At 55.1% G+C, this 26,268-nt stretch carries 22 protein-coding genes; 4 read left to right on the top strand and 18 right to left on the bottom strand.

Features of this window, described 5'->3' with window-relative positions; genetic code table 11:
* Positions 1-158 precede the first annotated feature (158 nt).
* The 18 genes from Q1Q75_RS15760 to Q1Q75_RS15675 form a co-directional block, all read right to left on the bottom strand.
* A complete protein-coding gene (locus tag Q1Q75_RS15760; RefSeq protein WP_300672563.1) occupies positions 159-785 on the bottom strand; it encodes a DUF4405 domain-containing protein in 627 nt (208 codons plus the stop codon).
* A 287-nt stretch (positions 786-1,072) separates the two neighbouring features.
* Positions 1,073-2,218 (bottom strand): type II secretion system protein, encoded by a 1,146-nt coding sequence (locus Q1Q75_RS15755; RefSeq protein WP_300672561.1) that lies wholly within the window; start codon positions 2,216-2,218, stop codon positions 1,073-1,075.
* A 175-nt stretch (positions 2,219-2,393) separates the two neighbouring features.
* On the bottom strand, positions 2,394-2,948 hold the full coding sequence (locus Q1Q75_RS15750; protein ID WP_300672559.1) for a hypothetical protein: 555 nt from the start codon (positions 2,946-2,948) through the stop codon (positions 2,394-2,396).
* A gap of 225 nt (positions 2,949-3,173) precedes the next feature.
* Positions 3,174-3,551 (bottom strand): type II secretion system protein GspG, encoded by a 378-nt coding sequence (locus Q1Q75_RS15745; RefSeq protein ID WP_300672557.1) that lies wholly within the window; start codon positions 3,549-3,551, stop codon positions 3,174-3,176.
* Positions 3,548-4,072: a hypothetical protein gene (locus Q1Q75_RS15740; RefSeq protein ID WP_300672555.1), complete on the bottom strand. Its 525-nt coding sequence runs from the start codon at positions 4,070-4,072 to the stop codon at positions 3,548-3,550. Before Q1Q75_RS15740 ends, Q1Q75_RS15745 begins: the two co-directional genes overlap by 4 nt.
* A 352-nt stretch (positions 4,073-4,424) precedes the next feature.
* Entirely contained in the window at positions 4,425-5,297 is an 873-nt protein-coding gene (locus Q1Q75_RS15735) for a peptidyl-prolyl cis-trans isomerase (RefSeq protein ID WP_300672553.1), read from the bottom strand.
* Positions 5,298-5,647: 350 nt separating this feature from the next.
* Positions 5,648-6,865, bottom strand: a complete 1,218-nt coding sequence (locus Q1Q75_RS15730) for a type II secretion system F family protein (RefSeq protein WP_300672551.1) — start codon at positions 6,863-6,865, stop codon at positions 5,648-5,650.
* Between the two features lie 3 nt (positions 6,866-6,868).
* On the bottom strand, positions 6,869-8,521 hold the full coding sequence (locus tag Q1Q75_RS15725) for a type II/IV secretion system protein (RefSeq protein WP_300672548.1): 1,653 nt from the start codon (positions 8,519-8,521) through the stop codon (positions 6,869-6,871).
* Entirely contained in the window at positions 8,522-9,694 is a 1,173-nt protein-coding gene (locus Q1Q75_RS15720) for a type IV pilus twitching motility protein PilT (protein WP_300672546.1), read from the bottom strand. It lies immediately after the preceding gene.
* Between the two features lie 721 nt (positions 9,695-10,415).
* A complete protein-coding gene (locus Q1Q75_RS15715; RefSeq protein ID WP_300672544.1) occupies positions 10,416-12,203 on the bottom strand; it encodes a hypothetical protein in 1,788 nt (595 codons plus the stop codon).
* A gap of 26 nt (positions 12,204-12,229) precedes the next feature.
* Positions 12,230-12,589, bottom strand: coding sequence for a hypothetical protein (locus tag Q1Q75_RS15710; protein WP_300672542.1), 360 nt, complete (start codon positions 12,587-12,589; stop codon positions 12,230-12,232).
* Positions 12,590-12,815: 226 nt separating this feature from the next.
* On the bottom strand, positions 12,816-13,358 hold the full coding sequence (pilO, locus tag Q1Q75_RS15705; protein ID WP_300672540.1) for a type 4a pilus biogenesis protein PilO: 543 nt from the start codon (positions 13,356-13,358) through the stop codon (positions 12,816-12,818).
* A complete protein-coding gene (locus Q1Q75_RS15700) occupies positions 13,355-14,857 on the bottom strand; it encodes a PilN domain-containing protein (protein ID WP_300672538.1) in 1,503 nt (500 codons plus the stop codon). Before Q1Q75_RS15700 ends, pilO begins: the two co-directional genes overlap by 4 nt.
* A 401-nt stretch (positions 14,858-15,258) precedes the next feature.
* Positions 15,259-17,274: a prepilin-type N-terminal cleavage/methylation domain-containing protein gene (locus Q1Q75_RS15695; protein ID WP_300672536.1), complete on the bottom strand. Its 2,016-nt coding sequence runs from the start codon at positions 17,272-17,274 to the stop codon at positions 15,259-15,261.
* Positions 17,275-17,865: 591 nt separating this feature from the next.
* Complete coding sequence (locus Q1Q75_RS15690; protein ID WP_300672534.1) at positions 17,866-19,008, bottom strand: type II secretion system protein; 1,143 nt, start codon at positions 19,006-19,008, stop codon at positions 17,866-17,868.
* Between the two features lie 119 nt (positions 19,009-19,127).
* Positions 19,128-19,259 carry a hypothetical protein gene (locus tag Q1Q75_RS15685; RefSeq protein WP_300672531.1) on the bottom strand — a complete coding sequence of 44 codons (132 nt, stop codon included), beginning with the start codon at positions 19,257-19,259 and terminating at the stop codon, positions 19,128-19,130.
* A 490-nt stretch (positions 19,260-19,749) separates the two neighbouring features.
* Positions 19,750-20,619, bottom strand: coding sequence for a hypothetical protein (locus Q1Q75_RS15680; protein WP_300672529.1), 870 nt, complete (start codon positions 20,617-20,619; stop codon positions 19,750-19,752).
* A gap of 20 nt (positions 20,620-20,639) precedes the next feature.
* A complete protein-coding gene (locus tag Q1Q75_RS15675; protein WP_300672527.1) occupies positions 20,640-20,876 on the bottom strand; it encodes a hypothetical protein in 237 nt (78 codons plus the stop codon).
* A gap of 365 nt (positions 20,877-21,241) precedes the next feature.
* On the opposite strand from Q1Q75_RS15675, the gene Q1Q75_RS15670 reads away from it, so the two are divergent.
* From Q1Q75_RS15670 to Q1Q75_RS15655, 4 genes are all read left to right on the top strand, one after another.
* Positions 21,242-22,405, top strand: a complete 1,164-nt coding sequence (locus Q1Q75_RS15670) for a methyltransferase dimerization domain-containing protein (protein WP_300672525.1) — start codon at positions 21,242-21,244, stop codon at positions 22,403-22,405.
* Positions 22,406-22,892: 487 nt separating this feature from the next.
* Positions 22,893-23,885 carry a hypothetical protein gene (locus Q1Q75_RS15665; protein ID WP_300672523.1) on the top strand — a complete coding sequence of 331 codons (993 nt, stop codon included), beginning with the start codon at positions 22,893-22,895 and terminating at the stop codon, positions 23,883-23,885.
* Positions 23,886-24,071: 186 nt separating this feature from the next.
* Positions 24,072-24,530, top strand: coding sequence for a MarR family transcriptional regulator (locus tag Q1Q75_RS15660; RefSeq protein ID WP_300672521.1), 459 nt, complete (start codon positions 24,072-24,074; stop codon positions 24,528-24,530).
* A 143-nt stretch (positions 24,531-24,673) separates the two neighbouring features.
* Entirely contained in the window at positions 24,674-26,092 is a 1,419-nt protein-coding gene (locus Q1Q75_RS15655; RefSeq protein ID WP_300672519.1) for an MFS transporter, read from the top strand.
* Positions 26,093-26,268: the final 176 nt, after the last annotated feature.

Genomic DNA, 26,268 nt, shown 5'->3' with positions numbered 1-26,268 from the left:
TTGCCTTTTGCCTTTTGCCTTTTGCCTTTTGCCTTTTGCCTTTTGCCTTTTGCCTTTTGCCTTTTGCCTTTTGCCTTTTGCCTTTTGCCTTTTGCCTTTTGCCTTTTGCCTTTTGCCTTTTGCCTATCGCCTATCGCCTATCGCCTATCGCCTATCGCCTATCGCCTATCGCCCTTCTTCCTCCCTTCCTGCCCCTGACTCATCACCTGATAAATAGCCTTGGCATTGGTCTGGTTTGCTTTGGCAACCTCAAGCAAACTCTGATCCACACCCGTCACCTTCGTGCCACTCTTTTTAAGGTTCACCATTGAAATCTCAGGATCCAACCCCATTCTTTTTGACAGGACATAGATGGACGAAAGCTCGGCATGACCATAGGGAGGATTTCCATACAGGATCTCTCCCCTGTCTTTCAAGGATTCGCTCAACTCCAGGGTGTAGGTAAACGGGGGGACCATCAGGTATGTCCCGACAACAACGGCAAGGGTCAGGACCAATGCCCCCATAAACTCGCCGGTAACATGCTTCACGTCCTTTGCCCTGTTGTTGATATAGGCCAAAATAAGCGTCCAGTTCAGAAAGATATGAATACAGACCGCCACAAGAAACAAAATACCGCTGTTGATATGCATGTTGTCCCAGTCGGCCTTGGCAAGCCCCCAGAAATGCCAGTCGGCCCAGTACGCCACCCGGCCATGGGGCATAACGTACAGAACAATGGAGGAGATCGTCAGAACGACAAAAGAGAACAGCGCGGTCAAGGAGGTGATTTTTTTCAGCTTCATGGTGTCTCCGGAAAAATGTTAAAAAATGCCTTCTATGGTTAAAATTCGGGGCAAAAACGTGCCTCCGGCGGCAAGGTGGCGCCACCTTGAAAGCGGGTTTGCGAATGCGCATTGGACGGCGTCTCTTGAGGCTGAAATGCGTCCGCATTCGCCGGGAGAGTGGCGGTCGGCACGGTGCGTCGCAAGTGCGTGGGCCGCTATGTTTTTTCGCTCCCAGGCGGAGCCTGGGAACGAGGGAAATCAACGACTGAAGCCATAGAAATGCCCGTCTATGACCTCCTTTATCATCAGTTCAACCCATGGTTGGAGTTGGCGAGATCAATCCCCCAGACTTCATCGTACCGCTGGCGATTCGTATCGTAATCCCAGGGTTCCATGGCTTCGTGGAGATTCAGCCCAGTCCTCACTTTAAAGTGCGATGTATTACCCGTGATATTATAGGGTTTAGACGGCTGGGGTCCCTTCTTCGGCCAGGAGACCGCCTCAAGGGTACCGGCGGACAGGTGATCGTGGTCCAGGTTGCATCCACTACCCCACAACGGGGCATAGGTCACACCGGAATCAGCCAGCCTCTCAACCGTCGCCTCAAGCCTCGGTAAAATAAGGTAATACTCACCAAAGGTAAAGTTATCCGCGTTCTGGATACTTCCCGGGCAATGGGCGGCGTTGTTCACGATGCCCGAGGTCACCAGCGCCGACTCCGGGCCGAGCCCGAAGATCATCCGTGCAAAGATATCCTCTTCGGCCCACCCCCGCTCGGCTTGGCAATAGGTCAAACCGGTTCCGGGTTGGTCAATGCCGCATCCGCACATGGCAACCCCCACACCGGCCTCCACCGAACACGCCTCCCGCATGGGCCGTTTGGTGGTAATCGCCGCGACATCCGCCCAGTTGCTCACGCGGCCGCTGTTGTGGTCCGTTGAAGTTTGTCTGCCCTTGACATCAGCCGCCCCATCAAGCCCTTCAGCACCGCTCGCATAATCATTCAAATTCAGCACCGTGGTAATACCCAGCCCTTTCAACTCCTTGGCCTCCTCAGCACTCAACCGATGAATCATGAATTTATACAGGTTATTATGCCCAAACGGAAGCACCTCCGGCCCGTCATCCGGGTCTTCATTGGAACAATAGGGGATCTGGTAACCGGCAGCCGCGGCGTTGGCCGCAGCGACATCCGCCCCATCGGTCATCACGATATTCGTGACCCGATTCGGATAGTGATTAAATTTTTCGTAAAACGAGGACATGTAGGTTTTGGCCCGGTTTTTGTTGGAATCGCAGACCGTCCCCGAGGCCGTGCTTGAGATGCCGGCAAGCCGTGGGGCGACCATGGCGATGAGAAAGCCCATGATGGTGAGCACCACAAGAATCTCCAGCAGGGTAAACCCTGCCTCACGTGGCTGCTTTCTTTTTTGGGTGTGCTTTGGGTGCATGTGTCTCTCCTTTTCAAACGATTTTTCTTTACAGCCAACGCATCCACAGGGTCTGACTGAGCCACTGACTATTCGGGTGTATTGATAAAAACATCCCCACCAAAGGGACTGTGGGTTTCCGTCTCGAAAGGCGCTGCCCGTCACCTGACGATTTTTTCTCGTCACCTGTTCCCTGTCATGCGCCTCCCCTGCCTTGTCGAACAATGACCTCCAGAGCCTCTTCTATCTCTGAAGACACCATACGTTCCTGAGCCAGGTCACCCCGAAGGGCTTCGAGGCGATCCAGGGTCTGATCCAGGGTGGTCCGAGTCCTCTGCATGGAGGTCAGGCATGCGGTCAGAGGAGCAGCCAGCCGCTTAAAGAGATCATGGCGGCGGAAGCGGACAGGATGCTCCGGAAAAGAACCGTTCTCCGCCTTTTTAAGGGTCTCACACAGGGTCTCGATGGGACCGGCAATGGCCCGGGTGTACCGGATAGACCAGAGCATCATCCCGGTCATGAAAAAAAGAAAAATAATCCCTACCCGCCAGAGAATCGTGGCGTTGTGGTGACAGACCAACCGATCATCGCTGCAATGAAGATAAAACCACCCCATGCACAGGGAGATGACCAAAAAAGCGAAAATCACCATCACGCTGATGCTGAGGATGTGATTGACCTGAAACCTCGTGTTCACAAGATAACGCCTCCGCGGTTGCCCCTCCATCCCGCTGCCGTACGATACGTCCATGGTGCTGTCTCCTTATTGGGTTGTGCCGGGTGGACAAAAAATACCTCCGGCGGCCCTGCCGGGGGCCAAACTTTTGGCCTGTTTGATTAAGTGAAGCTTTGATAAACAGGTTTTCGGTATTTTCATGAAAACCTTCGCAAATGCCCACATAGTCACCCGCTGCAATGGCAATCAGCTTTCGAGGTGGCTCACCTCGCCGCCGGAGGCTGATTTTCGGCCCCTGCCCTACGGCCCCGTACGAATCATGTCATCGAAGGTCCCCAGGATCTTGTCCGGGCCAGCACTGCGTAGCTGGTAGGCTTTCCTGCCCGCTTCCTCATAGAGGTAGGGGGTTCCCCAGTGGTCTTCGGTCATGGGTTTCAGGTTATTTTCGGCAAAGGTCCGGGCCAGCCATGCTTTAAAAGCCTTTTTTGGCGGGAAGCGCCCCTTTTTCATGTACTCATAGTCGAGCATGTCTCCGATGCTCCGCATGTCCCCGGCCGTGGCGATGGATTGTGCCATGGCGATGGTCTCGTCAAAGAAGCGGGTCACCTCATCGGAGTTGGCGACAATCACACCGATGGCCATGCCGCCGACGATGAGCCGCCGCATGATCTCGATCATTCAGAGGTCTCCAATACGCGGCCCTTTCCGTGGGCAAGGCGACGCCGCTTCTGCAGCAACGTGGAGAGATAGCTCAAAGAGGCCAGAAGCGCCGTAACGCCTAATCCGGGGAGGATGTAGTGGGTGTAATTGTAAAGTGCCTTGTTCACGAAGGTATAAACCACCTTGTCCCCATCCGCTTCGTTGATCCAGCGTTTTTTGTTCGTCCGTTTCAGCACCACGGTGTCCTCAAATTTCCGGTTCTCTTTTTTATCAAGGACCCGAAACGTCACCGTGGCACTGCCAGGCGCGTAATCCATGCGCAAAAAATCATCCACGATAAACCGGTTTTTGGTCACCTTGCCGCTCTGGGCGTACTTCTCCCGGTTCACGTAGGACTCAACATAAAACGCCACATCGTCCACCGTCGGTTGATCTTTTTTAAGGTCCACCTTCAATCGTCCCTGGGTGGAGTGGGCCATGGCGTTGGATGCCAAAAAAAACACAAACAAAAAAGTCCATACGATTACATGTCTCATCATCATCATCTCCTTATGGGCCTGTGTAAAAAAGCAGGCCTCCGGCGGCAAGGTGACGCCACCTTGAAAGCGGGTTTGCGAATGCGCCCAGGCTGTCGGTACTCTATGCACCTCGCGTCCGCATTCGCGTGACGGGTGAGGAGTGGCAACGGGTGTCGCAAGGGCATGAACGGCCGGTGCTGATGAGGATCAAAGAATCACCCCAATTCGCCGGAGTTATTCCAGGCACAGCCCGTCAGCGAATGAGATCAGCCCGAGGTACGAGGGCTGGGAGCATTCGCAACCTGGGGTCCAGGGGATCATCCCCTGGCCGCCGGAGGCACGCCCTTGGCTTTTCCTCTAAGCCCTCTGTGGCTCACCCACCCTTGGCCATGGTTGGCGTCGCTTTGAATTTTTCGAGGGTGGCCTCATTTACTTCGACCCCGAACTCTTGTTTCAGGCGATCATAGGTGGTCTCCCAGGCGTCCCGGTATGTGGCATAAAGCAAATCATTGACGACATAGGCCTGTTTTTCTTCAAAGGGGGAGAGCTTGGGTTCGGTTTTGGCGGTCAGCTTGAAGAGGTACCAGGCATCACCGATCTCTTTTGGGGGTGAGAGTTCGTTGACAGCAAGCCCCTGGATTGCCTCTCGCCAGTCCGGCCTGAAGCGGGAGAGGGCGCGGCTGCCGATGGCCCCAGCGTGGGGGGCCGACACCTTATCTTCGGAGTGAGTAGAGGCGGCCGTCTCAAAAGTGATGGAGCCCGCCAGGAGTTGCTCTTGGACCCGCTCCAGATCGTCTTTTTTTTCGCATTTAATAAGGGAGACGCTGTACATGGGTTTTTTTGTATATAGGTCCAAATTGTCCTTATAAAAAGCGAGGGCCTCCTCGTCGGTGATGCCCTCCCGATCAATTTTGGGAACCAGTTCGTCCTGGAGCACCTTTAAGAAAAGGTCCGCCATGAAGCCATGAATCTCCTGACGAATGGCTGGGTCCAGGTGGAGCTCCCGCCGAAGGCCTTCGGCGATGATCATCTCCATGTTCAAGGCGTGATCGTAGACAAACTCCCGGGTCAGCAGCTCCGGGTTGTTCCGATACCGCTTCTCCTTTTTCAGCTTCCGGAGATGGGCTTCCAGGTCTTCCACGGTTAAATTTCCACCCTTAAAGGTCGCCACCTCCGAGCCTTTTTCATCCGAGGTGCATCCCACGAGTGCGACAACCAGAAAAACAATAACGATAAAACGTTTCATACCAGGGTCCTTTCATTGAAAAGTTGCCTCCGGCGGCCCTGCCGGGGGCCAAACTTTTGCCAAGTTTTATAGGCTGGGTTTGATAAACAAGTTTTTATTTTGTAAAGACAGACTCTTTTGACACTCAGACAGGATGTCTCACGCACACCCTGTTCTTTTATGAACTCCATACCATTAACCACGGGCGCAGCCCGTCAGCGAATGTGATCGGCTCGAGGAATCCGCCTTCGCCGTTTGATGGGTGTCACCACCCACACACCCTCAGCGGGCTACGGCGCGACAAGCGAGCCGGGAGCATTCGCGAACCTTGGGTCCAGGGGATTTATCCCCTGGCTGCTTTTTGTCCTGGCCTACCCGGTGTACATGGCCAGCATACCGGCAATAAGGCCCCAGGCCACGTAGCCGACGATCCCGCCCAGGGAGATGATGAGGGCCGGTTCGATCATGGCGCTCATGCGATTGATCTTCTCTTCTAAAATGCGCTCATGGAGTTCGGCGATGGTCACCATGGAGTTATCCAGGAGCCCTGAGTGCTCACCAATTTTGGTCAAGGCTTTCACCATGGGGGTAAAAAAGCCGGTTTCCCCCACCACGGTGGAGAGGGGTTCTCCGGCGAGCACATTTCCGGTCATCCTTTCAATAATCTCTTTGACTGCGAGGTTTGTGATGGTCGCCCCCGTGGATTTAAGGGCGTCCACAAGGGAAATACCGCTCTCAAGAAGAGAAGCAAAGGTTCTTGAAAACTGAACGATTACCCCGTAGCGGATCACCGGGCCAATGACGGGGATATAAATTTTATACCGATCGATAATCCGCCGACTGGGTTCGGTCATCATCAGCACGATCAGTCCCACGATGCTCCCGGCAAACCCGGCAACAAGGGGCAGGGCGTTGTCGGTGAGAAACCCGGCCATATCGAGAAGAAGTTGGGTATTGGCGGGCAGCTTCCGTCCCCCCAGGAGGCCTGCGAACCGGGGGATAACAAAGGCCACGAGAAAAATAATCACCCCAATGGAGACCACGAGCACCACGGCCGGGTAGATCATGCTCATGATCATCTTGGACTTTAATGCGGCTTTGGACTCCAGGTACTCTGAAATGCGCTCTAAGACCACATCAAGAATTCCGCCGAGTTCTCCGGCACGAATCATGTTGATGACAAGACCGGAAAAAACACTCGGATGCCTCTCAAACGCCTCGCTTAAGGGGATGCCCCCTTCGATATGCTCCCGGATATCTCCGATGATTGCCTTGAGTTTCCGATTTTCCTCCTGTTCATGGAGAATCACCAGGGCTTCGGTGATCGTCACATCCGAGGCGATCAGGGAGGAGAGCATTCGGAAGAAAAGAATCAGGTTTTTATTGCTCACCCGGGAGATGGCGGTAAGAAACTGAAAATTTTTCATCTGAAAGCCGGGCGATTCACCGCCGCGCTCCTCGAAGATATCGATGATGACGTGCCCGTCTTTTCTCAGCTCTTCGACGGCTGAGGATTCATCCCGTGCGTTCACGGTACGGGAAAAAGTACGCCCGTCCTGCGCTGCGGCCGTTATGGTATAAAAAGGCATAAGTTACTCCATGGTCACGCGCATCACCTCTTCCGGGGTGGTGATGCCCTGCCTGATCTTTTCGATACCGTCCTGCCTCAGGGTGGTAAACCCCAGGTGCTCGGTGGCGTACTCTGCAAGCTCTCCGAAGGAGCGCCCCTCCACCACCATCTCCTTGATCTCATCCTCCATAAAAAAAAGTTCGAAGAGGCCGCACCGCCCCCGGTAGCCCCTGTGCGCACACTCCGGGCACCCACGCCCCCGGTTGAAGGTAAAGGTCTCATCAAGGGGAAGCCCTAACATCTCCTTTTCCAGCCTGGAGATCTCGACGGTCTCCCGGCAGGCCGGGCAAACGCGACGCACCAGCCGTTGAGCCAGCACCGCCCGAACGGAAGCCGCCACCAGAAACGGCTCGGCCCCCATGTCCTGCAACCGGCTGAACGCACTGGGGGCGTCGTTGGTATGAAGGGTAGACAGCACCATATGGCCAGTAATGGCGGCGCGAAGGGAGACATTCAACGTCTCGGCGTCCCTGATCTCCCCCACCATGATGACGTCCGGGTCCTGCCGCAAAATAGAGCGCAGGCCATCGGCAAAGGAGATCTTCTCCGACCCGGAGATATGGGTCTGGTTGATTCCCTGCATGGTGAGCTCCACCGGGTCTTCCAGGGTGGTGATGTTAATCGTGTCGCTGCGCAGGAGCTTTAAGGCCCCATAAAGGGTGGTGGACTTTCCCGAGCCGGTGGGGCCGGTGACCAGGACGATGCCATGGGGCAACTGAAGTGACTCGACAAACCGTTCATAGAGATCTTTTTTCATCCCAATTCCGGCAAGATCCACCGCCTCGTCATGGGGCGGCAGAATCCTCAGCACGGCCTTCTCACCATGGATCACCGGCAGGATCGACACACGGATATTCACCGGGTCGATATCCACATTCAACGTCCGCGGGGCAAAGGCAAAAGAGCCGTCCTGGGGTTTTCGCTTTTCCGCGATGTCCAGGCTGGAGAGGACCTTGATCCGGGAGATAATCTTAGACGCAAGGTCAAAGGGGAGGGTCTCGGTTTTAAACATCACCCCGTCCACGCGAAACCGGACAATAAGGGCCTCCTTGCCGGGTTCCACATGAATATCCGAGGCCCCCTGGTTCACCGCGCGAAGAAGGATTTTTTCGACAATCTCGATACCAAAACCGATATCCTCCACGGCCACGGCGGTGTTGATCTTGATGGAGGTATCGTAATCCCTACTGAAGAAAAGATTCTGCATCTTCTTCAGCTTTTTCGGGGTGGTCAGCACCAACCGAATCTGCCGCCTGGCAAGCCGCGACATATTCTGGAGCACCCCCTTGGGCACCGGACCGCTGCAGGCAAGAAGCAGCTCCCCTTTTTCGCCGGTCCCCACGGGAAGCACCTCGGCCTTGAGGGCCATCTTTTTAGGGATCGCCTCAACCACCCCCCGCTCGATGTTCGTCACCATCTCCCCCATCAGGGGAATGCCCAGGTGGCCCGAGAGCGCCTCGGCAAGTTGATCGTCTGTGATCAGCCCCTCCCGGACGGCCAGGAGACCGATGCGTTCCTTCACAAGCCGCTGGGTCGCCAGGAGCCCCGTCAGAGCATCCCGAGAGACCAGCTCTCGGCTAACCAGATATTCCCCGAATCGTTCGAAACCTGCCATCTATCCTCGTCCCCTCGGGCAACCGGTGCCGCGCCCCGGGCACCCCGTCAACGCCATGGGGTTCATACGGCATGACGAAAGGCGCTGTTTCAACATGTTCTTGTTCTTTGCCGCGGCAAGGCCCGTCTCCATGCTGATCTGGCCGGACTGAATCAGTGTCACCAGGGACTGCTCCATGGTCTGCATCTCATCGTACTTGCCCGTCTCTATGGCGGAATAAATCATGTCGTCTTTTCCCTGCCGGATGAGGTTGGCAATGCCGGACGTGCAGAACATCAGCTCCACGGCGGGGATACGCCCTGCCCCCGACACATTGGGCAGCAACCGCTGGGAGACGACGGCCCGTAAGGTAGAAGAGAGCTGTTGCCTTATCTGGGGCTGCTCGTCCGCCGGAAAGGCCCCCACCAGCCGATTAATCGAAGAGAGAGAATCCCGGGCGTGGAGGGTGGAAAAGACAAGGTGCCCCGTCTCGGCAGCCATGATGGCCGTGCGCATGGTCTCTAAGTCCCTGATCTCCCCCACAAGGATCACGTCCGGATCCGCACGCAACGAATCGCGCAGGGCATCGGCAAAGCTTGCCACGTCCGAGTGAAGCTCCCGCTGGTTGATGATGGAGTTTTTGTTGATGTGCACATACTCGATGGGGTCTTCGATGGTGATGATATTCTGCCGTGATTTCTCGTTGATATGATCGATGACCGTGGCCAGGGTGGTGGACTTTCCCGATCCCGTCACCCCCGTCACAAGAATCAACCCGTCACGCATCTCCGCCAGCTTCCCCACCGCCGACGGCAGCCCCAGGGATTCAAATGTGGGGATGCCGTCGGCCAGCATCCTCAAGGCCACACTCACCGCCCCCCGCTGGTAGTAAGCCGCCACACGAAACCGGCCGATATCCGGAGCGCTCACGGCAAAATCTACTGAAAAATTCTTCTCCAGGACCTTCTTGTGACGTTCCGTCAGGATGGCCTGGAGCAGCTCAAAAATCTCAGCAGAACTGTAAGGTTCACACGCCATGGGCATGAGCTCTCCCTTGACCCTGAAAACCGGTGGCATGTTGGCGTTCATATGAAGATCCGAGGCGCCCCGCGCCAGGGTTTCGGCAAAAAGGGCGTCCATGGAACCCGGTTTTCGCTCTTTCATGGCAATCACATTCCCATCGGTTATCATCATCTCTCCTGTTTTTGATAGGGCTTTAAAAAAGCCTCCGGCGGCAAGGTGGGGGCACCTTGAAACCCTATGACGAATGCATGAAAATCGCTGTTCTCTGAATGCTTTCGAGGCATTCGTGCAAAGGGTGATATCCGGCAACCGTCTCTGCAAAAAATACCGATTTCGTATTTCGAAAAACGTGACCTTTCTTCGCTTCCAGGCTCTGCCTGGGGGTGTCGTTCGCAAGGATCCGCCTTGCCTGTGTGGAAAGCCGTGAGGTTTGAATTCACAGGCAGCGGTGGTTTCAAACATGGAGGCAGAGCCTCCGGAAAGCATTCCCAGGCGGAGCCTGGGAACGAGAGAAACAGTCTTAATTTTCCGGATCATTTCGATATATTGATCGTTATCGTCTTGGCACATCAAATTCACCCTACATAACGCAGTGCTGCCAATGGTTCTGATTGTTTGCCCAACCCGCTTTCAAGATGTTTTTCGGCCTCGATCATCGTTTCGGCCATCAGCATGTCTACATCACGACCTGAACACCCTTGTCCCCTGGAGCGCCGCACTCCGGTGCGGCATGGGTAACGACGAACTAAAAAGCCGCACCGGAGTGCGGCGCTCCGTTTCGGTTCGTCTTTCTCGGTTTTTTAAAGGCCGCAGCCCAAACGATGACCAAGGCCTGTTTTTCGTTAAAGTGGCTTCGCCACCCTCGCCGCCAGGGGCACGTGTTTCATGCTTTTCATTTTCCCTGCAGCTCAAACTTCAACAGGTTCTCCTCACCCCGGGTGATCTGAGGGTGGGAGCTTTTCCGCTTCAAAAAACGCTCCGTGGTTTTTCCGGCCAGGGCCGGATGGGTGATGATATGGGGGGTCAGGATGATCACCGTCTCGGTTTTGGTTTTGTGGTCAATTTTCTTTTTAAAGAGCATCCCCAGAAAAGGGATATCGCCCAGGATGGGGACCTTGGTCTCTATGACGTTATCCACCTCGCGGATAATGCCGCCGATGGCGATGGACTGATCCGACCGGGCGCAGACAATGGACTTGATCTTGTTGGTGTTGATGCCGTCCAGGGGAAAGGGCACCACCTCCCCGGTCTCTTCGTTGACGACACCGATCTGCGTCATGTTGAGGTTGGCCGAGGAGATCTCGGTGTCGATGTCCAGGGTGATGGTGTTGTCTTCGTTAATAAAGGTGGCGATGGTGACGTCCGTGCCGAGCTCTTCCCGCTTGATCTTCACCTCAAAGGTGGTCACCGTGTTTTCAGATTCGCCCAGGGTAACGGTCTTGGTGGTCACCTCGTCGCGCAGCGGGGTCTCCTCCCCCACAAAAAACTCCACGGAGCTGTTGTTGGCGCACATGAGAAAAGGGGTGGCGATAATGTCCGCCCGGGACTGACTCTGGAAAAACTGAACCCGTGCGTTCAACTTATTATTTGCGAAAAGATAGCCGGCGGTGGTAGACGACAGCCCCAGCCCGGGCATGGACACCAGTTGATTGAAAAATTTCCCTCCCGCGCCCGGGTTCCCCTTCCCCTCATAATCCATCTGAAAAAAGGACTCGAACTTATCCCCTAAGGTCACCTGGAGAATTTTCATCTCAAGAAGCACCTGGTTCGTGGGGGTATCCAGGGCTTCGATAATTTTACCGATCTCCGTTAAAATCGCCTCATCCACGGAACGGGCCACCACGCAGTTGTTTCGCTTGGAGACCGTGATCACGGCCAGGCGCTCAGAATGCCTCTCTTTGATCTTTGCAAAATGCCTTCCCCCCTCGCCCCCGTCCTCTGCCAGGATCCTGGACACGGGGATAAGCCCTGCCCCCTCGGCAAGGTTCACCGCCCGTTCCGTTTTCTCCACAGAAACGTCCGGGTCGTCGTCTTCCTCCAGATACCCGTAAACCTTTTCGTTCTTTACGGCCGCCAGCACCACCTGATCCCCCATGGCGGCGGCAATAATCTTGGCCATGTCGGCGGCGTTGGTATACCGCACATAAAAGGCGCGGGTGCTCTCGTTTTTTCGGGACACCATGTCTTTGGTGTACTCGGCCTCGGTCATCAGGGTCACCACCTGACGCCCCTCGCGGTACCAGAGGTTGTTCAGGCGGCAAAGGGTCTCAATGGCCTCCCGAAAGGTGAGGTTCTTTAAAAAAAGGGTTATTTGCTTAGCCGCCACCTCGTTGGACGCCACCACGTTATAGCCGGAGAGCTCTGTCATGATTTCCGCAAGAGTCCGAACCGTTACGCCTTTAAGGTAAAGGTGATCAATGGAGGCCCCAAGGCCTTCCACCCGGTATTCCGCCTCGCCCAGAAGGCTGCGGGCCGCCTCCATGTCAGGGACTTCTTTTCCGCGAATCACCTTCACCATGGGCTTGCCATCGCCGAGGTCCGCTTCAGGTAATGCCTCAACAACAGGGGCAGGTTTGGCCCGCTCCACCGAAGAAAAAATCCCGCCATGGCTCTGCGGCTTGCGAAGGCCCTTGCCGTGGCTGCACCCCGAAACCAGAGAAGCCACACAAAAAAAGACCATGAGCCCTGCGGCCCCCCGCCCCCCCCTCATGGCGTCACCTCAAAATGCTCTTTATTTTCGGCCGTAAGATGAACGACCTTGCCGTCGAAGGAGACAACTCTGAAATCATGCTCAAGGCCATCCCGGACTACCGTTAATTTTTCTCCAAGCTTATAGATAGACATCGAGGCCTCTGCCTCCCCTTCCGTCCCCCCTCTCTCAAAAACCGCACAGCCCCCTTTTTCCGTTGAAACAACCCCTTTAAGGGTGACCTCCTTCAGAGCCTCCGCATAATTGTAACGATCCTTCGACACGGCAGGCACCTCAAAGGGGCTCCGCTCAGCAAAGGAGACCCGGACAAAACCGGCCACCATCAGCACAATAAACACAGCACATCTCATTTTCATGGGCACATCTCGTTTTATAAGCATCATTACAGTTACTTGACAGAATTCCAGAAAGCTTCCGGCGGCCCTGCCGGGGGCCAAACTTTTGAAAAGTTTGATAAACAGGTCTTAAAAATCAATCTTGGGCGAATCGAAACCCCAAAGCGCATTTGCAACCTCCTTTCAAGGTGGCACACCTTGCCGCCGGAGGCTTTTTTTGGATCTGAATCGTTACCATTTTTTTAAGCTAAATCATCAAGTCCAGGGAAATCCTCAAGGGCAGCCCGTCATCCATCTTTTCCATGGTAATATGTTCAATCACCACGGCATCCTCCATGGATTCAAGGCCCTTTATGAAACCAAGGAAGGGATAATAGCGCCCGCTGATCTGGAGTGAATACTTTTTGAACCCTCCGAGAAGACCGGTTTCCGCCTCTCCCATGGGGAGAATGGCAAGGGCTTTCAGCCCGCTGCCTTCGATGCGTTGGTTGATGTCCGTCATCAGGGTCGTGATTTCAGATTCATCCCCGGTCTGCCTTACCGAACCGCCCTGGTTCTCCTTCAACACAGCCAGCTCTGCTTCACGTTTTTCAACGGTTTTCCGAATACTGCGCTCAGACTTTACCTCCTCCATGGCGTTGATCTCCTGAATAATCTTATTAAGGGAGGTCACCGTCTTCTTAAGTGAGGCGGCTTGGGGGTCGTACACCTTGCCCATATAGAAATAGGTGCCAATGACAACGATAGCCGCTGCCATGCCGAATTTTTCTAGCTTGGTCAGTTTCTTCACTCCGAAGCCCCCTGCGTCTGAATCGAAAAAAGGAAGGCAAAAGAAGCACCGACCTGTCTGATTTCCTTCATCTCAGCCACCTCGCACCAGGCAAGCGCCTGCAGGCCGGTGGCGTATGCCCCCACCGAGGTGAGGTTGCCGGCTTCCCCGGAGAGGGTATAAAGCCGCTCCCCGTTCTGAGTGAAATCAGTAAGAACAACGCGGGATGGCGCTGCATCAGCCACCCCTTCCATCACACGGATCAGGTGGTCTATTTTTTTATCTGCGTCCCCTTGGGCAAAGGCGATACGTTTCTTGATAAAATCAATCTCATCCCGAAGCTTTTTGGATCGGGTAAGAAGGGTCTCATAATGAGCCTTCGTCGCTTTTTTCTCGCTTAAAACTGCCTTATAGTGCGTCATCTCCTTTTTCAGAGTCCCTTCCCTGAAGCGCATGTACTCATAGTGGGAAAAGAGCACCAGAAAAAGGAGCACCATCACCACAAGGGGCATCAGATAGGCGCTCCGTTTCACCTTCAGGACCAGGGCTTCCTCATCGCTAATGCCAATTTTCCGCGTGCTTCCGGCCTTGAGTTCCCGAATGCCCGCGCCGGAGACCGTCGCAAAAGCAGAATTCTGCGCGGCCTCGCCCCCCCTGAGCCCTGCGCTTTTCCTGATCTCCAGGGGCTCCGCGCCATGGGGAACCACCCCAGCCAGATACGAGACAACCTCGGGATCCCCCGCGCCCACCCCGCTCACCACGAGGGGAAGCGGGCCGGGGGCCTGTCCCACCGTAAATTTGATCGTCTCTTCGAGATCGGGGCTCTCCGACTCACCGGAGAGCAGCTCCTTCAAGGCTTCGTAACTGATATTGAGGGTGTTGATCTGTAAAGGAGCCCCCCCGCGAAGAATGGCGAAATTGGAGTAATCCACGCCAATCTCTAAAATGGCACGTGAGGCCTCCTCATGGGGCGCAAGATACAAGGGCATATAGAAACAAACGTCCGGAGGGTAGATCCGCGTCAGGGAAAACCCGGCCGCCTTGAATCTCTCCTTAACCGCCCGATAGACGTTTCTTTCCAGCACCGAGACGTTCACCAGGGTCTCTTCGTCATCGTCATCCGGGATAATCATCCCCGGCTCCACGGCTGCCTTGGACGCAACGGAGACGCCCACCAGGGCGTTGTCCCCCGTCACGCCGGTGTAAGGTTCCACCTCCCACTTCACCGCCTCACAAAGCTCGTACTGCTTCATCTCATAGACCCGGGCCCCGTCCATGGGAATCTCCACGGCCCGCGCCATGGAGGTGACAAAAACCGCAGGCCCTTCAGAGACCCCCAGCCTCACCCCAAGCTCCTTGATCATCCCGATGTCCGGCAAGTCGTCCTCGGGGGACGGGCGCACAAGGGAGACCAGATCCCGGATTTCATGCGTTCGCCCCTTTTTCACGATGAGTGCCGCCCGGATGGTCTCTCCAGACGTCTCCACCGCAAGGATCTTTTTTTCTAAAAACGGGAACAATAAAAAAATCTCCAAAAAAAGCCTCCGGCGGCAAGGTGTGCCACCTTGAAAGCTGGTTTGCGAATGCGCCGCGGGTGTCGTTACCCTGGGCTGTAATGCGTCCGCATTCGCGTGATGGGCGAGGTTATGCACGTGTCGCGGCGTAGCCAAAGGCGTAGACGGACCGTTCGCCGCAAATTCATGAGCAGATCCAAAGCCTCAACAGAAAGCCGAGCTGAAACGGAGCGCCGCACTCCGGTGCGGCTTTTTGATTCGGCGTCGCCCACGCCGCACCTGAGCAAAACGCTTTCGGAGACAAGGGGATTTGTGTTGATTCATTCAGTTCGGGTTCACACTCTCAAAAAAGGGAGCTGAGCCTCCCAAAGGCGGATACGACAAACGAAAAAGAGCTGGGATAAGAGTCAAAACCCCTTAAAATCTCCCACATCAAGGGTCAGCTCTCCCTGTTGCCCGCTCCCCGAAACGCCAAGGAGAGGGTAGATGATGGTGATGCCCTCTTCGCCGGGATCGGGTGTGTTTAATCCTTCGGCATCGATATCGGTATCATTCCAGATCACCAGGTACCGCGCGCCCGTAACGGCTTTCTCTGCTGTGGTGTCATTAAAAACCAAGGCGGGGACTGTCCCGTCGCCGACAACCCAATCATCCACCTGGGTGTCCGCATCGGCGTCCACAAGGCTCTCCGCCATCTTCGTCTCCGAGGCTGCGTCTGTGCCCCCTCGAAAAAATCTAAGTTTGGTTACATTGGCTGTTGCGTTGAACACTGTCAGTTTAGCGAGACGGAAAAAACCCGGCATCCAATCGCTTTGATCGATAAGCAGGTGAAGGTTATCCTGATTGCATACCACCGACGGATCGTAACCGGAGGTATCCACGGCTTCCGTCAGGGACTCCGGCTCTGTTTTCTCCGGGTTGGTTGACAAAAAATTAAATTTTCCATCCGCCCCGCGTGACAACACAAGCAGCGCGTCACCTGCCCCGTCATAAAAAAAGAGAAGATCCCTTCCCCAGGCATCTTGAAGAACATTTTCGTCTTCGATCCCGCCCGGTTCTTTCAGGGACCGATGCCGCCAGCCGATGCCCGAGGTTGATTCGGGAAGATCATCACCCGAATCAGCGGTATTCGGGGTATCGGTCCAGAGCCCCCGAGGCTGGCCTTTGGTGTAGGCATTCGACTCATCCGCATCGTCCCAGGACGAACCTTCCCACCTGAACAATTTCGGCAACCGGCAAAGATCGCCGGTAAAGCCGTAATTCAGGCCTGTGGGCGCTTCACCCACAACGGCCTTCCGAATGACCTCAAGACGCTTGCGAGTCGCGGCCTCTTTTTCCTTTTTCTCCTCTTCGAAAACAGCCTCCCAATCATAGGAGAAAAGCTTCATCACGATGTTGTCCGCATTGTACGTATCGTCCGGATCGTAGGCTTGTCCCATGGTGTCATCAGGATCATCGTCCCAGGTAAGGGGGGGGCAGCTTCCCTTGGTGGGGTACCGCCCTTCATAATCCGGGCCTTCAGAGATAATCCAAAAAATCGTACTCCCCGCCCGGTCTTTGTCCTCGGTGATAAAAAACCGAAACGCCCGCCCCCATCCGTCCGCCAGGCGGCCGTCGTTCTGGAGGAGCCGAAAACTCTCCTTTTCGTCAAAAAGCTCTCCAAGCTCTGACGTCGGTTCATAGCTTCCGTCTTCCCAGGTCTCGAACCCGTTGTGAGGCCCCGAGTTGTGCCAAAACGGCTCCAGGGCTTCATATGAAGCCTCATCATCGGCAAAATGAAGGGCATCTTTGAGGTTCTCATCAAGGGCAGGATTGAGATACGGCCCCTTCCAGTCGCTGCCTTCAACCGTTCCCGGTGGTTCGTAATCCCCCACGCCGGCAGACGCGCCTTTCACGGTAAAATTTAAATCTTCCGTATACCGCGTCCAGAGCCCTCGGGGCTGGCCCTCGTTTTCCGTCTCCAGGCCGCCGATGTGGTCGTTGCTATCGGAGCGGTTTTCAAGCTTTCTATAGGGAGTATTCCACCGCCACCGCCCCTTCACGAAGCGCCCCGATGGCCTGTAAAAAGCCTTGATGGGGCTTAGATCATACCCCGGTCCCTGGCCGAGGCCTTCGGCAGGCCCCGCGGGATCATCCCAATCAGGATCTCCACATTTTGGCCTGATCTCCGCCCGCGCCTCCCACAACTCCGGCCATCTCCGCATATCCCCCACGTACCCCCCGATGATCCGCCTCCCCTTCTCATCGTAGCGATCCGGGTCCCCGAGCATCGCTCGCCGGATCCGCTCCATGCGCTTCACCGTCTCCTCCGCCCTCGCCCGATTGTCCATCACCCCCATGGCCGGAACCACCATGGCCGTTAAAAAACCGAGGATCGTCAGGGCCACGAGGATCTCGAGGAGGGTAAAACCAGTTGGATCCAAGAAATTACGTCTCATCATCACATCACTTTAAACATTAAACAAAAGCGCCTCCGGCGGCCTTGCCGGGGGCCAAACTTTTGCCTGATTTTATAACGACGGGTTTAACAAACAGGTTTTGAAAAGCTATACAGCAGCCCCTGCGCATCCGGTCTGGCTGTTAAAAAAATGACCTTGATCATCGTTTCGGCCCACTCTATGGGTTCCCTCTTACCGGGAAAAATGAGGACGGAACAAAAACATAAGCCGCCGCAATGGCTTTTTTGATTACCATCCTTTCTCAGCCACCGTCATTATCCGCACGACGACGGCCCGTAGGATGGGCAAAGCGCGAAGCGTGCCCATCTTTCATCGGGCACCCGCATCGCTGATAATGACGAAAATATCGATGGACCGGCACCGTTCTCTGGCGTGGACGGTTACCCCCGCGCCCGATGGGCACGGCATTCCCTTTGCCCATCCTACAGGGTTCACGAGGCACCCACGGCGTGTGACATTTTACGCCAAAGTTCTTACATCAGACTTAAAACGGATTAAGAACTGCGGGGAAGCTGCCCTCCCCGCAGTATGTCACTTTAAACTAACAGGGACGCCTTAACCGTCGATAGAACCAGCACTAGGCCCACCGTGAGCAGGGGTCGTCGGAGCAAAATCGATCCCCCAAAATTCACCGTCATCCTCGGGGTACATATGTCCCTCGGGGCACTGAGTAGCAAACTGCCAAGCTTCCTGAGCTTCATCAATCGTAAACTGACGATATCTAAAGTTCTCAGTATTGCCGACGTAATCGTAACCACTGGTGGGTGCATCATCGTAGGACAAACAGCTGATCTGAATACCGGATTCATCAGTGTCACCATCCATAGGAATGAACACGGCACCTATTGTGGCATCACTCATCCTTGCAGCCGTCGCCTCCAGCCTGGGCAGAACCAGACTGTAATCATTGTAGGTGCAATTGTCGGTGTTCTGAATCCCACCGGGACAATGGGCGGCATTGCCGATAATACCGGAGGTGATGAGGCTGCACTCAGGGCCCATGCCCAAAACGATACGGCCAATAAATTCAGGCTCTCCCCAGCCGCGCTCGGTTTTATTGGTTGCAACAAAATTGGCGTCAGCGATACCACAACCGACCATAGCAACACCCAGGTCTTCTTTAACAGTAACCGACTCCATGACGGGTTTACGGTCGGCAGCCAAAACAAGATCATTAGCAATATCATTCGTGGTTTCATCACCGGTGAAATCATCGCCGGCATCATTCTGGCCGCTGTAGTCATTCAAGTTAAACACCTTGACGATCCCCATCTTCTTGAGCTCTTTGGCCTCATCGTCATTCAACACGTGGATATGGAAATGGTTTCTCTCATAAAACTCGGCGGCAAGAACTTCCGCTCCATTCTCAGGATCCTGATCAGATGTCATGGGAATCTGATATTTCCCAGCTGTCCCTGCGGCAATAATACCATCCTCAATCACCAGGTTGGTCAGCTTATTGGGAAACCGATTCGTCTGCTCAAAAAATGAAGACATATACGTCACCATCCGATTCTGATTCGAGTCGCACACGGTGTCCACGGCCCCGCCGGAAATACCGGCCAATCTGGGGGCGACCATGGCGATGAGGAAGCCCATGATGGTCAGGACGACAAGGATTTCGAGGAGGGTAAAGCCATCCTGGCTCTTCTTCGGATTTTTCTGCTCTTTTTGCATGTCGTGGGTCTGTGTTTTCATCGTTTTCTCCTAAATGGTGTTCCACAAAAGTCGTGTCAACAACCCACCCTCAGAGTCTGCAGCACTGTCGTTTTTCTTTGCAACGGATGAGCCGCGCGGGGACGTCCCGAAGGCTCTCATCAGGCAAAGACCGCTCCGCCCGCACGGGCCTGGACTGCCTTTTTGCCTGTCCGATCCGCAGCCTCTTCCGGCTGCAGGCATCCCCCTTCCGGGCCATTTTCCCGCGACAGGTGGGACGACTTTTTTTCCAATTTTTACTGAACTCCTTTCCTGTAGTTATATTTTAAACCGGCAGGTGCCGATTTATCTCAGCAGAGTCGATCTGCAAAAAAGCAAAGCGAAGCGGTCAAAGCCGCTGTAAAGTGACTTTTTTAAAAGCCGGCGATCCGTCGGGTGCAGGGCCCACTCCCGAGGCAACAACAAAGGAGAGGACCCTGACCCGAGGCGTGGTTCGCTGCACGATGGGATAAAAAAATGCTGGAAAAAAGGGATCGAGAGGGATGAGGCTTTGCGCGGCTTGCAGACAAAGAAGCAGCATCCTTCCAGGGAATCACCGGCACATGTTTTAAACATCATGCAAACAATCCACCCAGAGGATCTGCTGCGTCGGAGGAGACGTGGCTCAAGAAGACCGGGTCAATGGGCTTCGGCCTTCCTTGATGATCTGTTTTTACCCCTGATAAGCAGATACGTCAAGTATTTTTTAGTCTCCCCTAACTTTTTTTTAACTTCCATAATAAATCACATTAGACGCCCTGCCAGCGCAATAACCAGAGGAAAAAGTAAAGCAAGCCAAACTTCATGCCTTCGCGGCCTCCTGGCCTGCCGTGACCGGGCGAGGAGAACGGGAAGATAGAAGAGAACCATCATGGGCATCCCGGGCACAAAACGCCCGGTAACATGAGCCAGCACAATGGCCGCAAGAAGCCCCGCCACAGCAGGCGAAGGAAAGGCATTCATTACGCCCCGCGACGCCCCTTCCCCCCTGGCCCCTGCCCGATCGAGAGAAAGCCGACGATAGGCATCGGTGAGGCATGCCGCAACAGCCCAGTCCGTCACGCCGAAGAGAGGAACCCAGTTGGAAATACCCGGCACCGGAATTTTCACCAGGAGAAAATCCGCCCACGGAGGGGGGCCCACCATGCCAGCCGCATAGTACGCCGCCACCCCATCGGCCATGGCGCCGGTGGGACCCTTAAAAAAGCTGACCAGATCGGCAGCGCAGACCACTGCACAAACAGGGAGAAGTTCAGAAGGCCGGCGAATTCCCGAGGCAAGCCAGCGCCCCACAAGCCCTGCCATCAGGAGAAGATTGGCGCTGAAAACAATGGCCGGCACCCCGCCCCTCCAAAGCCCGGCCCTGCCTGTATAGAAAAGAAGGCCCCACACAAGAAGGGAGCCGGAAAGGAGAAAAGCCAAGGAGCGTTTTCTCCCTTCCGGCCATTGGGATTCCCACCGGACAGTGACGTCCATCAGATGAGCTGCGATCGCGACAAAGAAGAGGACAGCAAACCAGAAACATGCTGCCTGTGCCCCAGGGGAAGAATCGGGCGGCAGGGTTATACAGGATACCATGGCAGCGGGAAGCCCCCAGGCCAGGTATCGAAACATCAGGCGCGACACCCCAGCCATCACCCGGGGCTCACTGGAGTGGCCCCACGTCGCACGGCCTCGGGCCGATTTTCTGCAGGCGGGGTAAAGTCCACCACGTACCGATAGTCTTTCCCGCATCGAATGATAATCTCTTTCTGGCCTTTTTTCAGAAACCGCATCTCAAGTTCCATCTGACCGTAGCCATCATGAGAAAAAAGGTCTTCATACAATTCCTCGATCTTTCGGAGTATATGGCGATGTTGTTCAGGTATCATGCCCTCTTGTCCCTTCATTTAAAAAAATTCAAACGTGTTGTCCATCAGGATAAAGACCGGGAAAAGCGGATCTTTAATCACCAAAGCGAACGAAGAGGCACCATAAATCAACCCGTCTCCATCTCCCTTTGACATATCTTCTTTATCCATAGCAAGTATGAAGTGTCAAGAGGTTTTAGCCTCACCTAAACAATTTTGAGTAGTAAAATAATACACAGAAACGTCCGGATTTCCGGCGATTGTCCCTACCAGCAAAGGGAATGGCCCGACGCCCATACTATTTTTAAAACAATCAGATTAATGCTATGATTAAAAATTCATGCACCCGTCCAGAATAAGGCAAAGGACCCAGGTACCTTTACTCAATGAGTCCTCGTTACACCCGTTACACCTATGCCGTGTATGTGCCTGAATTTATCGAATATGAGGTCAGGCACTCTCCCGGAGGCCCCTCGGCCTCATCCATAAAAGCCCTTGCACTGCCCCCGCAAGAAGAGAGGACCCGAATGCACATCCCACACGTCACCGCCCCCTTCCGCCCTGTCCATCGCATCCTCGCCGCAGGATGCGGCACGCGAATTCTTCAAGCCGCCATGGAGCTCCGCCTGTTTGATGAACTGTCCAAAGGCCCCGCCACCCCTGAGGAGCTGGCGGCGATCATCCAATCGACGCCGCACCAGACCGAAGCCCTGCTGGAGGTCCTGCGCAGTCTCGAGCTGGTGGAGCGAGAGGGAAGGGCCTATCAGAATGCCCCGTGCGCACACCAATATCTCGTTCAGTCCTCCGATAACTGCCAGGCCCCCTTCATCTCCATGCTCACAGGGCTTTATGACTCGGCCCTCTCCGATATTCCATCCCGGATGAAAAACGCACACGGAGAAAAAGAGAAAATGGAAAAGGGGTGGGCTACTCCCGAAGTCCTGGAGGGCATGGGGCGCGCCTCCCTGCGCGGACCTGTGCAGGCCACCCTCTCCTTTGTCCAAAACCTGCCCGGCTTCGATGAAGCCACCACCCTCTGCGACATGGGAGGAAATCACGGCTTCTACAGCATGGCTCTTCTCGATGCCAATCCGCGTCTCTACGCCACCGTATGCGATCTCCCCCATGTCACCGGACCGGCCCGCAAGCTCCACGAAAAATACGGCTACGCCAAGCGGATGGAGGTGAAAAATCTTAATTTAGAGACAGAATCCCCCGACGGAGTCTATGACATCATCTTTGCTTCCCACATCCTGTACAGCTGGAAAGGGCGCATGAGCGAGGTGATCGGCAAGCTGAGCCGTTCCCTCAAACCGGGGGGATGGCTTGTCCTGAACCACATGGCCCCCACCGAGGGCAAACCGAACCCGATCAACGCCCTCATGGCCTTCCACGCCACTCTTTCGGGCTATCCGTCTCACTCCCTCAGCCAGCACGAGTTGGAGACCGCCTGCGATGCCTGCGGTCTGAAGGAGACCACAACCGCCTTTGACGACGATAGCTGGGCCCTCCTCTTTGCGGCCCGAAAGCCCATGGGAACAAAAATCTGATAAAATGGCCTTGTTTGCCTCCGGCGGCAAGGTGGCGCCACCTTGAAAGCGGATTACAGAAAGATTCAAATGCCAATACGTCACGTCTTTTCATCACCGCGTAGGGTGCGGCTCCCGCACCTTCTACCGTAGAGAGGACCATCGGCCTCGCAAGTTAACGATGACCACGAGTCTTATTTCAAAATGCGGTGTTTCCGGTTTACGATACGCCTGACGGTGCGCACGGCGCACCCTACGCATCCACCCGGTACTTCATTCTAAAAATGAGGACGATACGGATTTTCATACATGGATCCCCGCCTGCGCGGGGAAGACGAAAAGCGTAGGGTGCTGTCAGACCGGGGTCATAAAGAAAAAATGGGTAGCTGAATAGTTACGATTAATTTTTAAAACCTGTTTGGTAAACTTTTAAAAAGTTTAGCCCTCGGCAGGGCCGCCGGAGGCACAAGCTGAATAGTTACAAAAAAAACGTTCAAGAGGGGGTTCCATGCATCGATCCATCCACCCACCCAGGGGTCTTCTTCCCCTGCTTATGCTCCTGGCCTTCTCTGCCTGCACCACAATCCCCACACGACCTCCCCCAAGCGACGGCGTGACCTTCGCGGTCAAGGGCAGCCCAACCCTCCTGGAACGCCATGCCCCCGCATTTGTCATCGAACACCCTGAAAAAAGACACAACCTCATCGGCTCGGCCCGTGCCGAGATAAGGCCTGATCACAGCCAGCGGATCTACGTCACCCCCGACAAGGCGACGATCTATGCTGAAAAAAGGGCATTCGCTACCTCAAAAGAGAGGTATACAAACCTGATCTACCGCGTCCACTTCGAGAACATTCCCGGCGGATTTTTTCCTTACCACCTGGGAAAAGGAAAAAATGTCGGGCTGATCGTGGTGGTCACCCTGAACAGCCGCAACCTGCCGATACTCTATACCAGCGTGCACACCTGCGGCTGTTACCTGGCCTTTGTCCCCACCTCGTCCCTGCCCGAAGCGTGTTTTCCAAACGGGTGGGAAAAAAGTCGGCAGACGGTTCATTCTGAGAGTCTGCCCGGATACCTTGACCTCAGGGACGACCCCAGGGAACACCGCCGCCTCACGATTCTGATCAGAGACGACACCCACCGGGTGAAGGACATCTGGCTGACCCCAGGGGACAGCCTGCGGGATTACCCCACCCTCAGCGCGGCTCTCCAACCCCTCGCCACCCTTGAAACACTGCCCCTTAACCAGGGAGAATCCACGTCTTTTTATGAAACAGAAGGTCCCCGAAAAGGCTACGTCAAAGGAAGTCAAAAGCCACGGGAACGCCTTCTGATGAGCTGGTGGGCCTTCGACTGGCGGATTGGCGAAGACAAAAAACTTGGCCAAAACAGACAGGACGGCCCCGAGTTCTACACAAGCCTCAAACCATGGGCCAGGAAAGCATCAGACATGCGCGACTTTGAGGCCTTTTTAACCTACTGGGAATGGTCTCTGTAACCCTTTCAAAAAATCACCTGCGACAGATGGGACCCGCGCCCCCCTTCATCCATGCCGATATAAGTGCAGAATCAGGAGCCGGGCACTTCAAGAAGAATCTCTTGACAAGGAACATCACTCGCCCTATTGTTGCCATGTCAATAATTGACATATCAACAGTAAGAGAGGAGACCTTCAAGGAGCGCCATGAAAAGCCCGACCACACGAAAAACATCGTTCGGTTACCGGTTTGCGATGATCCACCGCATGCACGCAGCCCTTTCCCGGGAAGGCATGCTCGCCCTGGGCATCACCGCTGCCCAGTTTCCCTTTCTGGGAGAACTCTTCCATGCGCAGCCCCCGGTGACCCAGGAGACCCTCTCTCGAACCCTCTGCATCGACCCGGCAGCCACGGCCCGAGCCCTGGACCAGCTGCAGAAAAAAGGGCTGGTTTCTCGGGAGGTCAATCCTGAAAACCGCCGCCAAAAACTCGTATCGGCCACCCCCTTGGCCTGGACGATGCAGGAAAAGTTTTACAAGGTCCTGAGCAATGCATCGGAGGAGCTGGTGATCGGACTCTCCCAAGAAGAAAAAGAGACGACGCTCACTCTTCTGGATCGCATCATGGCCAATGGCATGACGGCGAAATACGGAAAAAAAGAGTAACGATTCAGCTTGCCGCCGGAGGCGTTTTTTAGAGCTGAATAGTTACCAAAAAGAGTAAATAACAACAGGCGCGAGACCCAAAATAGATGTTCGCGCCCCATCCACGTAAAAACAGAGAAACGAACAAGGACACACCGCAAATCATGAGTTCAAATGCCCCTGAAAACACCGCATCCCCTGCCGCCACCGTCTTCGTGGTATCGGTGGTTCAATTCCTCACCCCCTTTATGATGTCTGCCGTGGGTGTGGCCCTGCCTGCCATCGGCAAGGAATTCTCCGCCGGGGCTGTCCAGCTCGGCATGGTGGAGATGATCTACATCCTGGCTGTTGCCCTCATCATGCTGCCTGCCGGTCGGATGGCTGACATCCACGGGCGAAAAAAGGTCTTTGTCTTCGGGACGGTCCTGTTCATCATCGCCACCCTTCTGCTGGCCCTGGCCCCATCGATCGGTACCTTTATCCTCTTCCGCTTCCTCCAGGGGACCGGCGCCTCCATGGTCACGGCCACCAGCGTGGCCATCCTCTCCTCGGTGATTCCCCCGGCCCACCGGGGCAAGGCCATGGGAATCGCTGTCGCAGCTGTTTACATGGGCCTCTCCGCCGGCCCTACCCTGGCAGGGTTTATGGTCACCCACCTCGGATGGCGATGGATTTTCTTCTTTGCCCTCCCCCTGGAGCTCATCTCCCTGTTCCTCACCCTCAGGTATCTCAAAGGGGAATGGAAAGGGGCCGAAGGCATGCCCTTTGACTGGCTGGGCAGCCTCCTCTACATGGCGGCGCTGTTCGCGATGATTTTCGGCGCCACCCATTTAAAGGAGGGGCCTTACCACGTGGGGCTCCTCGCCATGGGCCTGGCCGGTATGATCGGATTTCTGTCCTGGGAAAGCAAAAGCAACTCTCCCATTTTGAACGTCCGCCTTCTAAGTACCAACCGGGTCTTTGCCATGAGCAACCTCGCCACCCTGATCAACTACGCGGCCTCCTTCGGAGTGACCTTCTTTTTCAGCCTCTACCTTCAACAGGTAAAGGGATTCAGCCCCCAGGGCGCGGGCCTCATTCTCGTCACCCAGCCCCTCCTGCAGGCCGTCCTCTCCCCCCTGTCCGGGAAACTCGCAGATACCCTGCCACCCGCCCGGATTGCCACCTTTGGCATGGGGCTCTGCGCCGTGGCCCTGGCCCTGTGCACCACCCTCCGAGTCGAGACCCCCCTGCCTATGCTCCTGGCTATCCTCGTGCTTCTGGGGATCGGTTTCGCCCTCTTCTCCTCGCCCAACATGACCATCGTCATGGGGAGCGTCGCCCCAAAAGATTACGGCATCGCCTCCAGCCTCATCGCCACCATGCGAACCATCGGAATGCTCACTGCCATGACCCTCATCACCTTCATTCTCACCCTCTTTATGGGAGATGCACCGGTGACCGCCGAAACCGCCACCGCCTTTGTCGACGCCATGCGCACCGGCTTTGTCATCTTCAGCGGATTGAGCGTCCTCGGCATTTTCTGTTCCATGGGACGCATGGAAAGAAAATCAGAAGAGGCCCTGCCCGAACCCAGGGGATAAGCCCTAACCCGGATATTTCATGAGAAAACGATCAAAGCTAATGAATAATTCATAATTACAGTTCTTTGCAGTCATATTTTTAGTCGTTTCAAAAATGCAAAATGTAATCAACGGTATTCTGTTTTATTTTCTCACCCTTCGTGAAATATCCGGGCTAACGCATCACATGCGAGTTC

It is taken from the genome of Desulfoluna sp., assembly GCF_030145185.1.
Classification (GTDB): domain Bacteria; phylum Desulfobacterota; class Desulfobacteria; order Desulfobacterales; family Desulfolunaceae; genus Desulfoluna.
Note: the sequence above shows the minus strand (reverse complement) of the source record. Positions and strands in the feature narration are given on the sequence as shown.